9 protein-coding genes and 1 tRNA gene are annotated in these 10,773 nt (G+C 47.8%); 2 read left to right on the forward strand and 8 right to left on the reverse strand.

Annotated features, from left to right (window positions below):
* Positions 1 to 61 precede the first annotated feature (61 nt).
* From B8880_RS07930 to B8880_RS07940, 3 genes are all read right to left on the reverse strand, one after another.
* Positions 62 to 151, reverse strand: a tRNA-Ser gene (locus tag B8880_RS07930).
* A gap of 323 nt (positions 152 to 474) precedes the next feature.
* Complete coding sequence (locus tag B8880_RS07935) at positions 475 to 1,716, reverse strand: mechanosensitive ion channel family protein (RefSeq protein ID WP_084257093.1); 1,242 nt, start codon at positions 1,714 to 1,716, stop codon at positions 475 to 477.
* 113 nt (positions 1,717 to 1,829) lie between these two features.
* Positions 1,830 to 2,306, reverse strand: coding sequence for a hypothetical protein (locus B8880_RS07940; protein WP_084257084.1), 477 nt, complete (start codon positions 2,304 to 2,306; stop codon positions 1,830 to 1,832).
* An 83-nt stretch (positions 2,307 to 2,389) separates the two neighbouring features.
* Between B8880_RS07940 and B8880_RS07945 the strand changes: the two genes are divergently transcribed.
* Entirely contained in the window at positions 2,390 to 3,235 is an 846-nt protein-coding gene (locus B8880_RS07945) for a LysR family transcriptional regulator (RefSeq protein ID WP_084257085.1), read from the forward strand.
* A gap of 67 nt (positions 3,236 to 3,302) precedes the next feature.
* On the opposite strand, the gene plsB is transcribed toward B8880_RS07945, so the two are convergent.
* Positions 3,303 to 5,732, reverse strand: a complete 2,430-nt coding sequence (gene plsB, locus B8880_RS07950) for a glycerol-3-phosphate 1-O-acyltransferase PlsB (RefSeq protein WP_084257094.1) — start codon at positions 5,730 to 5,732, stop codon at positions 3,303 to 3,305.
* A 229-nt stretch (positions 5,733 to 5,961) separates the two neighbouring features.
* On the opposite strand from plsB, the gene lexA reads away from it, so the two are divergent.
* Entirely contained in the window at positions 5,962 to 6,612 is a 651-nt protein-coding gene (gene lexA / locus B8880_RS07955; protein ID WP_084257086.1) for a transcriptional repressor LexA, read from the forward strand.
* 77 nt (positions 6,613 to 6,689) lie between these two features.
* On the opposite strand, the gene B8880_RS07960 is transcribed toward lexA, so the two are convergent.
* The 4 genes from B8880_RS07960 to B8880_RS07975 form a co-directional block, all read right to left on the reverse strand.
* Positions 6,690 to 7,436, reverse strand: a complete 747-nt coding sequence (locus B8880_RS07960) for an energy transducer TonB (protein WP_084257087.1) — start codon at positions 7,434 to 7,436, stop codon at positions 6,690 to 6,692.
* A gap of 2 nt (positions 7,437 to 7,438) precedes the next feature.
* Entirely contained in the window at positions 7,439 to 7,825 is a 387-nt protein-coding gene (exbD, locus tag B8880_RS07965; protein ID WP_084257088.1) for a TonB system transport protein ExbD, read from the reverse strand.
* A gap of 16 nt (positions 7,826 to 7,841) precedes the next feature.
* The gene (gene exbB / locus B8880_RS07970) at positions 7,842 to 8,297 is read right to left on the reverse strand and encodes a TonB-system energizer ExbB (RefSeq protein WP_084257089.1); all 456 of its coding nucleotides are present in this window, start codon (positions 8,295 to 8,297) and stop codon (positions 7,842 to 7,844) included.
* Positions 8,298 to 8,476: 179 nt separating this feature from the next.
* The gene (locus tag B8880_RS07975; RefSeq protein WP_084257090.1) at positions 8,477 to 10,543 is read right to left on the reverse strand and encodes a TonB-dependent siderophore receptor; all 2,067 of its coding nucleotides are present in this window, start codon (positions 10,541 to 10,543) and stop codon (positions 8,477 to 8,479) included.
* Positions 10,544 to 10,773 lie beyond the last annotated feature (230 nt).

A 10,773-nucleotide genomic window follows, 5' to 3' on the forward strand; every position in this document is an offset into this window, starting at 1 on the left:
AAAAACAGATCGGAAAATTAAAACAGGGAAAACAGACAAAGGGGAAATAGCAATGAAGAAATGGCGGTGAGAGAGGGATTCGAACCCTCGATGCACTTTCGCGCATACACACTTTCCAGGCGTGCTCCTTCAGCCTCTCGGACATCTCACCGCTGAGCATTGAATGCTGATTATTTGAGAACTGACAGGGCGCAAACTATAGGGATTTATCGCCTTTTCGTCAAGTATTTTTTCAGCAAACGGGTGATATTCGGCGATTAATACCGCACTTTGCCTATTTTTTAACAAAGTGCGGTGTCCGAATTGATTGATGTTTTCAGCGTCTCGCTCACCTGCTGCGCATCAAGCCTAATCTGTTCAAACGCGCGCTTGCCTGACGAATGCGTTTCACTTTGTTAATGCCGGCACCGATAAAATTAGCGGAAAAATTAGCTAAAAATTAGGCTGTTGCGATATTGCCGTTTTGCGCCGCAATTAATCGTCACGCCCCATTTTGCGCATATCGTAGCCGCTCGGCGCTTGGTAAACCCGCAGGTTAAACTCTTTTGCCACCGCATAAATATGGTCGAAGATATCCGCCTGAATGCCTTCGTATTCGCGCCAAATCACGGTGTTGGTGAAGCAGTAAATCTCCAGCGGAATCCCTTTTTCGCTGGCGTCCAGCTGGCGCACCATCAAGGTCATATTTTGGCGGATATGGCGGTTATTTTCGAGATATCGCAGCAAATAGGCACGAAAAGTACCCAAGTTGGTCAGATGCCGCCCGTTGAGATAGCTGTTGTGGTCGATTTGATTGACTTGATGAAACTCGCGAATCTCCTGCTGGCGTTTATCCAGATAGTCGTTCAACAAACGGCTTTGCTGCAAATGTGCAATTTCGCTTCGGCTGAGAAAATGCACGCTGCTGCTGTCCAGATAGACCGCGCGTTTAATACGGCGGCCGCCGGATTCGCTCATCGCCCGCCAGTTTTTAAACGAATCGGAAATCAGCGCATAGGTCGGCAACGTGGTGACGGTGTTATCCCAGTTGCGCACTTTGACGGTGGTCAGCCCGATATCGATCACACTGCCGTCAGCGCCGTATTTCGGCATTTCCAGCCAGTCGCCCACATTTAACATGCGGTTGGCGGACAGCTGAATTCCCGCTACCAGACCGAGAATCGGATCTTTAAACACCAACATCAAGACCGCCGTCATCGCCCCTAAACCACTGAGCAGAATCAACGGCGACTGACCTAAAATCAGTGAGATCAATAAGATCCCGATGCCGATCGAAGCCAACAATTTAATCGTTTGCACCAAGCCGCGCACCGGAAAATGCTGGGCTAAATTGCGGCGGAACAGATAGGTTTGCAGCGTATCCAACAACGAAAACACCGAAAACAGCGCAAAAATCAAGCACCAAATATGGGTGACGGCAATAAAGCCTTCGCGCCAAGCATTTTGCGGCAGCCAGATCCGCAGCTGCACCACCAGCAACAGCCCCTGAATAGTCAAGGCTAAATTGATAAACAGCCGATGTTCCGCCAAAATATTCAGAAACAGCAGTTTCGAGGCTCGCAGTTTATTAATCAGCACACGAAATAAACCGTAGTGAATCAGCGCATGCAACAGCAGTGTGGTCAGGATAATCAGGGTGATCATCACCAGATTGACCACCAGCTCGGAATTCGGGTAGTTTTGACCTGACAGCCATTGCAGTAATTGTTCTCGCATCAGAAAAATCTCCTTCTGGTTAGGTTTCAAATAACCAAATTGTAACATAACCGCAAAACTGCGCCAAAACGCCCCCTCACGCTGCGGCTGACCGCACTTTACAGCGGTGGCGGTTAACATGCCATAATCTGCGCCAGCTGCCGTAGCGCCTGTGGATAGCCCTGTTCGCCGTTTTGCAAGAGCACAAACTGCAAATGTTGCAAGCCGATATTGTTAAATTGTGCCGTCAGCCGTGCGTTCACCTCAACCTGCGGTTTTATTTGCAAGTGCGAGCTTATTTGCAAGTGCGGTGGCAGCGAAGGCGGCGCAGCCAAAAAAATCACGCTCGGCACATTAGGTAACACGCCGCACGGCAGCGGTAAAGCCTCGTTTAACTCGGCATAATCCAATACAAACGCCAAATAATCCGCCGTTGCCACCGTTTCTCTTACGGCAAGGATTTGCTCTGCGGCAAGTGCGGTCAGCGGATAGTGCTGAATTCGGGTCGAAGCCCATTTGGCGAGGGTTTGCCGTTCAAACTCCGTCACCAACCGACGCAACGGATTATTGTTTGCACTTGTTGCGCTGTTAAAAATAACCAACCTTGCCATTTTCCGCTCCTCTGCGCTTGATTGCCGCCGACAATCGCTATATGCTTTTTGCTACTTTTTTATTTTCCGTTCAGGACAACCGTATGGATACCCTCACCAGCATGAACGTGTTCCGCCAAGTGGTCGATCTCGGCAGTTTCAGCAAAGCCGCCGAACATTTAGCCATTTCGCCGGCGATGGCAAGCAAGCATTTACGCCACTTGGAAGATTGCCTGCAAGCCAAACTGCTCAACCGCTCCAGCCGCCATTTAAGTTTGACCGAAGTCGGACAAAATTACTACCGCGAATGTTGCCATGCGTTGGATATTCTCGATTCTGCCCGTCAAACCGCGCAGCAAGGCGTGGTCAATCCGCAAGGAACGCTAAAAATCACCCTGCCGATTTGGTTGGCAACCCCCTATTTTGCGCAAATTTTGCAGCAATACCGCACTTTGTATCCCGAAGTGCGGTTATCACTGTATTTGGACAACCAGCGTACCGATTTGATTGCTCACGGTTTTGATTTGGCGCTGCGGGTTGATCGCAGTATCGATCCGAATATTATCGTTAAACCGCTAACCGAAATCGATTTCTATTGGGTCACTTCGCCACGCTATTTTCAGACGTTGCCAGAGCCGATCACGCCGCAAAATCTGGAGCGGCATCTGGCGGTCACGCCGAACTACACCAGCGTAGATTATACGGTCAACAGTGTTGCCGACAGCAATAACACCATGATGTTAAAAGAGTTGGTCGTCGCCGGCATGGGGATCGCCTGCCTGCCGGAATGGGCGATGTTGGCGGAATTGCAGCAAGGGCGCTTGATCAAAATTTTGAATGCGCAAAAAGCGCAAACCTTAAAGCTGTATGCGGCTTATATGAACCGTGAACACTTGAGCGCCAAAATCCGCACCTTTATCGATTTTCTGGCGCAGCGGCTGGCGGAATAAGCTGTTTTATCTGACAACATAAAACAGAAAAGGCGGAATAAATCCGCCTTATACATCAAGTTCTCAATCAGTTTTTCTCTTTCTCGACCGCACTTTCCACCGAGCTGGAAATAGTCATATACACTTCGCCGGACAGCAACGGGCGTAAAATCGCCGCCAGTTCGGCGATTTTCGCACTGTCTGCGCCGTCGCTTTCGGTGAAATAGCCGTTTTCACGCAGGCTGGCGATAAAGGTGGAAAAGACCGCTTTATCAAAAAACTCCGGCGCATTGATGCCGTGCAGCACCGACAAACGCTGCGCCACCGATTGGCTCTCTTTTTCCAAGCTGCCGCGTGCGATGGTCGGGTCGGCTTGCAGGAAATCAAGCGTGATATAATAACGCTGCACGATCTCGCGCACGCCGGCTGCCAGCAGTTGTAACGAACGGATATTGCGTTTGTTGATAGTCAACATATTTTCATGGCGGTTAATCAGCTCCTGCCGTTGCAGTTCCGCCAAAATCCGTTTGACCAGCGGTGCAATATCGTCGTCGGCGAAATCCATAAACAGCTCGGATTTAAGGAACGGATAAATCTTTTGCACCGCTTGCAGCAGCAGGCTTTGTTGAATCGCTTCATGATGAATCACAATCGAGGCGATCAATGACGGCAGCACAAACAAATGCTGGATATTGTTGCGGTAATAGGTCATCAGCACGGCGGAAGAGCGCTCAAGACGGATAATCTCGCCGAAATTATCTTTCTCTTGAATCATGCCGACTTTATCCAAACTCAACACATGATCCAACATCTCCTGCGGCGATTCCTGCGGCACGATCACATCGCCGCTGTAGCTCACGTTATTTAACAGTTGCTGATAACAGCTGAGCTGCGATAGCAACTGTTCACGCGACAGCGCGCGCTGACGCGACGAGAGCAGCACCGTGCCAATCAAATTCATCGCATTAATTGCCGCTGCCTTGTTGATGTTACGCATCACTTGCACCGCAATTTGGTCAACCGCACTGTTCAACCACGTTTTGCTCTCCTCGCCGTGATTCTCTTTCCACTGCGGATAGTGCTGATTCAGATAGGTATTCAGCGTGATCGGTTCGCCGAAATTAACGTAACCTTTGCCCATGTTGCGCAGCTTTTTGATCACACGCAGCACCAGTCCGGCATTCTCTTTCTCTTTCGCCGCACCGCGCAGCTCTTTGGCGTAAGTGTCCACTTCCAAAACATGTTCATAGCCGACATATACCGGCACTAAACTGATCGGTCGGGTGTGGCCTTCCAGTAGTGCCTGCAACGTCATCGACAACATGCCGGTTTTCGGCGCTAATAGCCGTCCGGTGCGCGAACGGCCGCCCTCGATAAAGAATTCTACGGCATAGCCGCGATGGAACAGTTCGGATAAATACTGGCGGAACACGGTCGAATACAAGCGGTTGCCGCTAAACGTGCGGCGGATAAAAAAAGCGCCCCAGCTGCGGAAACGTCCGCCGACCGGCCAGAAATTGAGGTTGATGCCGGCGGCAATATGCGGCGGCACCAAGCCCTGATGATAAAGCACATACGATAGCAATAGATAGTCGATATGGCTGCGGTGGCATGGAATATACACGATTTCATGCCCCTCAATCGCCAATTTGCGCACACGATCGCCGTTTTTGACATCAATGCCGCGATACAGCTTATTCCACAACCAGCCGAGAAAGCGATCGGCGAGGCGCAGGCTTTCATAATTCACATTGGCCGCAATTTCATGCAGGATATTTTCTGCGTTTTGGCTGGCTTTGGCGTGATCGATTTTCTTGTTCTTGGCTTCATCAGCAATCGCTTCCTGCACCGCACTTGACTGTAAAATCTGGCGGAACATCGCTTGTCTGTCGGGCAAACGCGGGCCGGTGGCGGACGTGCGTTGTTTGGCGAAGTGGATTTTACCGACTCGGGTCAATTTCAGCGCAATTTCATCATCACTGCCTTGCAATTGTGCCATATTGCGCAACGATACCGCTTTGGAAAAGCGCACGAAATTGTCCCGTCCGAACCAAATCATCGCCCACAATTTTTGCAAACGTCCCAAAAAACGCAAGTGCGGTAATTTCTTTTCACGCCCCGGCGAACGTCCCCATAGCACCGACACCGGCACTAACTGTACGTCCAACTCAGGGTGACTGCGGTGCAGCTCAAAATATTTGGTAAACAATAAGCGGGTATCTTCCGTCAACTGCGGTGATTTAAAAAAGCGCCGTCCCCTATCCAAAAAGACAAAGCGCGGCAATCGATCACCGTTAATTTTGTTATCCGCCAACGGGTCAGGCAGCCCCAACTGCAGGCAATCTTTGCGCAAGATCAATAGATCAGTCTGCGAGGTGTAAGGTAATAAATATAAAAAACATTTTTGCGTATCCAGTTCCAATTCGCCAATCGGATCATTCGGGATCGGATTGCTTTTAACCGAAAGCGACAACATGAGGTTCAAAGTCTTACGGTAGATATTCAAAAAAATTGCCATTCTTATTTTTAATCCAAATTCAACAGGGTTAATTTTATTATTCAACAGCGTGAAACGCATGTCTGCTCTGGCAGCAGGGGGAAAATTTTAGCATAATTTTTGCTAATCACCTATTAATCACCTATTGCCATCGCAGTTCTCCGTTCCGGCTTGAGAATTATTGATTGCACATTGCCGGATACTGTATATAATAACAGTTAAGCTGTATAAAAAAACAGGAGAATCCGTTATGAAGCCGCTAAAAGCCCTCACTCCGCGCCAACAAAAAGTGTATGATTTTGTCCGTTCACATTTGGAATCCACCGGCATGCCGCCGACGCGGGTGGAAATTGCCAAAGAGCTGGGATTTCGCTCTCCCAATGCGGCGGAAGAACACCTCAAAGCGTTGGCTCGCAAGGGCGTGATTGAAATTTTGTCCGGCACATCGCGCGGCATTCGCTTGCTGTTAAACGAAGAGCAAAGTGCGGTTGACGCCGATAATGACGAAGACGGCGGTCTGCCGTTAATCGGACGGGTCGCCGCCGGCGCGCCGATTTTAGCGGAACAGCATATCGAAGGCAGTTATAAAGTCGATGCCGCCATGTTTAAGCCGCAAGCGCATTTCTTGCTGAAAGTTTACGGAATGTCAATGAAAGACATCGGTATTTTAGACGGCGATATGCTGGCGGTGCACCGCACTCAAGACGTACGCAACGGCCAAGTGGTTGTGGCGCGGATCGAGGACGAGGTGACGGTAAAACGGCTGGAAAGAAAAGGCTCTACCGTTTATCTGCATGCGGAAAATGAAGAATTTGCACCGATTATCGTGGACTTAAAAAACGAGCAGATGGAAATCGAAGGCATTGCCGTCGGCATTATCCGCAATAACGCTTGGATGTGACCGCACTTTTCCCGCAACAAAAAATGCATAATATATTGAATATTATGCTTTTTTATTCATTAACCGCTTCAGTCAAATCAAGTGATACTAAATTTGATCGGCACCGACACCGTATTGCTCATACCCGCCGGACGAGGTCCGATCGATCTGGCATTTTGCACTGCCTGTATCGCCGCTTTATCTAGATCTTCGCTGCCGGAAGATTTGGTGATGCGCGGATTATTGATACTGCCGTCGGCATTCAGCGTAAAGGATACTGTAACAACCCCTTGTTTTCGCATCATTTTTGCTCGCTGCGGATAACGCTTATTCCGTTCGATTTCACGCCGTAGCTGGGAACGGTAGGCATCGATCGCTTTACCGCCACCACCGACCATATTCGTGTTGCCCTGTGCGCCGCTCGCTTTAGAATTGATGTTGTGCGGCGAATCAATGTTGCGATCACCGCGCACCGCATCGCTGCGCTGTGGTTTGCGCTCTTTTTTCGGTTTATCCTTCGGCTTTTCTTTCGGCTTCGGCTTCTCTTTTGGTTTTTCCGGTTCTTTCGGTTTTTCTACTTTCGGCGGTTCGGGCTTCACCGTCGGATCGGGAATCTCTTCTTTCGGTTCCGGAATCACCTCTTTGACCGGTTCAGGCTCAGGTTCCGGCTCGGCTTCCACCATCGCCATCATCATTTCCATTGAAATTGCGGTGCTAACCTCACTGCTGGCTTGGCCTGCCTCCTCCGCCAAAGAGCGCCCGACGGTAATCAATAAAGCCGAGGCAATCGTGGCGTGAATCAGCAGAGAAAGGATAAACCCGATGAGTGAACGACGCTTTTTCATAACTACTCACCTTGTGGCTTCAAGGTTACGATAGCCACGTTTTTAATTTCATACTTGGAGAAAATATCGGTAATATCGACAAATTGTTGAAAGGCCGTCGCGGCATCGACTTTTAACGTCACTTTCTGATCTTTATCCCACTGGGCGATTTCTGCCGCCAACGTCTCTTTATCAATCGGCTTGTCGTTGTAATACAATTCGCCGCTTTCCGTGACGGTCAGCAATTTGGCCAAATCATCGGCTTTCATGGTCACGCTGCTGCTGGCTTTCGGCACATTCACCTGAATTTTGCCCTGCGAAATAAACGATGCCGTGACGAGAACAATCGCCAACAACACCAGCATAATATCCAAAAAGGGGATTATATTGATTTCATCAAATTTTTTCACCGCACTTCCCCTGCCGTTAGGCCTGTTGTTTCTGTTTTTCAGTGAATGCAAACCATTTCATTTTATTCACATCGACTTTACGATTCAGTCCGTTATAAAAAACCATTGACGGAATCGCCACCAAAATCCCGACTGCGGTCGCTTTCAATGCCAATGACAAGTTGACCATAATCGCAGCCGCATCAATATCGCCGCCGGATTGCCCCATGGTATAAAAAGTCAATAAAATCCCGATTACCGTGCCCAGCAGACCCACATAAGGCGCATTTGAGCCTACCGTCGAAATGGTGGTCAGATTACGGGTTAAATCAATTTCCAGATCGTGAATCGTACCGTACTGCTCGACATCAACCTGACGGAAGAAAATGATCCGCTCGATCACCATCCACAGCATAATGAAGCTCATTAGCGCCAACGTGCCTAAAATAATGTAATCGGTATAGTCTTCTAAAAATTCAAACAGCTGATCCATCTGTGAAATCCTTGTAACGTTTTGATACAGAATAAAAAATACAAAGTGCAATCCGCACTTTGTATTTGTAATTGAGAATTGATTTCATTATTGTAGCGAATTTCGCCACATTGGTAAATCAGAATTTATCAGAAATTCTTGCTTTATCGTTTCATTCTCACTGTTTTACCCAAGATTAATTAAAATTGATAATTAATCCCGACTCGGAAATCACGCCCAACCCCGGCTAAGGTTTCACCACGTTGGCTGTGCGGATAATAGAGTTTATTAAACGCATTGTTTAGCGACGCATTGATGTTCAAGTTATCATCATTAAACGGCTTCCAGTTAATATAGAAGTCGTGCACAGTGTAACCTTCACGTTTCACTTCTCCAACATCACGTACCAATACAGAACCTTCAGCATCTTCCACCGTGCGATTACGCCAGCCCAATTCTAAGTTCGGTTTCGCAAAGCGATAAGCCAGTTCCGCTGTCCATGTGCGACCGGTTTGCACCGCAAATTCAGGGTTTGAACTCAGCAAATTACCAGGGTGAGTATCATAAATGCGAGGTTTGCTTTCTGCCACACCGATACGTGCCATAAAGCCGTTCAGCTTATAGGCTGCGCTCAACTCATAACCATGGTTTTTGATATAACCGGCATTTGTTGTTTCTTTGATTAATGCAGAATCATGACGGTTTTGCGGATTGGCAATCGCATCATTAATTTTTTGCCAGAAATAGCTACCGGCTAATGTGAGACCGTTATAGTCAAAGTTGAAACCAATTTCTGTATTACGCGCACGCTCGGCAACGGTACCGTCCGCAATCGAGACTACACCTCGTTTACCATGGGTCGTCAACGCATCATATAAACGTGGGCTACGAGACGCATAGTTGTGATCGAAACTGAAGCTCAAACTGTCAAGCGGTTGATAAATCACGCCAACACTCGGATTCACACGACCATCAGACACTTCTTTGCCATCCATGGTTTTCACTTTGAAATAATCATAACGCATACCGGCGGTTAAGGTGAAATCACCAACTGCGCCAATAGCCTCTAAATAGGTTCCAATATCGGCTTTTTTCGGGCTAGACAGCGGCGGCAATGCCACTTGTTGTCTGTTGACCGTCATTGATGTGAAGAACGTATGAGGAACAATTTTTTGATCACGATAATTGACACCATATTTCAGTAATACGCTGTCACCAATCGGGGAATCAAAATTGATATTCGCGCCACGGGTCTCAATCTTGGTGGTGGTTGGGCCTGCAATATTGCCGCAATAGCCACAGCCGCTATCATCGGCAGAATAACGTTTGTTTTGCATCAGATAAGCGTTGGCAGTCAATTCACTGATAAAGCCTAAGTTTTTTGCTGTCCACTCAAGGTTAGTATTTCTTTGTGTGGTTTCACGGTAGCTCGGGCTGTTGGATGAAATGCGACCGTTTCTTAATGTTGTCGCCCAACCAAACTCTTCACGCACAAAGCGTTCGCCGCGGTGTTGATCTTGCAAATGACTTAATACCAAACGGTGATCACCGAAAGTAGCACCTAATTTAATTAAGTAATTGCGCTTATCTAACCCACTCTTCAGCACTGTTTTTCCGCCATATTGATTAGCATAGCCTTTACCTGGCTTGTAATCATCTTCATCGGTACGGTTGAATGAGAACAACGCATCAAAATTGCCGGCTTTACCAAACAGCGCACCGCCATAAGAGTGGCCTTCATTGCTGGAATAACCGCTGTTGAGTTTGAAGCCGTAATCACGATCGCTGTTTTTTAACAGATCCAACGCATCAACGGTTTTGGCAATAATCGCCCCGTTAGTTGCACCAATTCCCGCGCTGGCAGAACCTGCCCCTTTTTGCACGGAAACACTTTTCAGCAATGACGGATCGATAATGAAACGCCCTTGATGATACAGAATTTGGCTGTCGGAATACGCATTATCCACTTTAATATCAACCGAGTTCTGCCCCATGCCGCGAATGGTCAAGAATTGCGATGTGCCGTTGCCGCCACCGAAATCAATCGCTGGTTCTTCCGCCAACAAGCTACGCAAATCCGTTGCCGTGCTTTCGTCTTGCTCTTCCAACGTCACGACATTGGTTTGCACCTTCGCACCTTGACGATCTGAAACCACGATCTCATCTAAAGTCTCCGCAGTTGTGTCGGCAAACGTTGATGTTGCCGCCAGCGCTCCAAGCACCGCAAGACTGATATAACTCAGATTAAATTTCTCAGAAATTTTCATAACATTCCTTAGGATTAGTCATTTTAATCAAGCGTAGAAACTGCTGCGTTCGCCAACCAAGTGGTGAGCGCGTACAAAATCCACAAAAAATTCAAAAAGATAAAGAAGTATCCATTTTCTCAAAATGAATACGAATTATTATCAATAAAATAAAGAGAAAATCAACCTTCTGAGAATAATTTTTATTAAAAAAATAACAATCCGCACGTGAAACGTGCGGTTTTTCGGCT

Source organism: Pasteurella testudinis DSM 23072, from assembly GCF_900176075.1.
Taxonomy (GTDB): domain Bacteria; phylum Pseudomonadota; class Gammaproteobacteria; order Enterobacterales; family Pasteurellaceae; genus Chelonobacter; species Chelonobacter testudinis.